The organism is Flavobacterium sp. YO64, assembly GCF_004119505.1.
GTDB classification, from domain to species: Bacteria; Bacteroidota; Bacteroidia; order Flavobacteriales; family Flavobacteriaceae; genus Flavobacterium; species Flavobacterium oncorhynchi.
Genome location: NZ_NRQV01000071.1, coordinates 1 through 481, shown reverse-complemented (window position 1 = coordinate 481; position 481 = coordinate 1). Strand labels below are relative to the sequence as shown.

At 38.5% G+C, this 481-nt stretch carries 1 pseudogene; it reads left to right on the top strand.

Annotated elements, in window-relative coordinates:
* Positions 1 to 481 (top strand): annotated as a pseudogene (locus BOW57_RS20715) (hypothetical protein); the annotation flags it as partial.

Below are 481 nucleotides of genomic sequence, written 5' to 3'. Positions count from 1 at the left end.
CAGCAGGAAGTAATGGAAAAGGAATTACAACTACAGTTGATAATGGAAACGGAACTTTTACAATTACTTATACTGATGGTACAACTTTTACCACTTCTAATTTAACAGGACCAAAAGGAGAAACTGGAGCACAAGGAGCTACAGGAAATAATGGAAAAGGAATCACAACTACAGTTGATAACGGAAACGGAACGTTTACAATTACTTATACTGACGGCACAACTTTTACCACTTCAAACTTAACAGGACCAAAAGGAGAAACTGGAGCACAAGGAGCTACAGGAAATAATGGAAAAGGAATCACAACTACAGTTGATAACGGAAACGGAACGTTTACAATTACGTACACTGACGGCACAACTTTTACCACTTCTAACTTAACAGGACCAAAAGGAACTGACGGAGCAAAAGGAGAAACTGGAGCACAAGGAGCTACAGGAAATAATGGAAAAGGAATTACAACTACAGTTGATAACGGAAA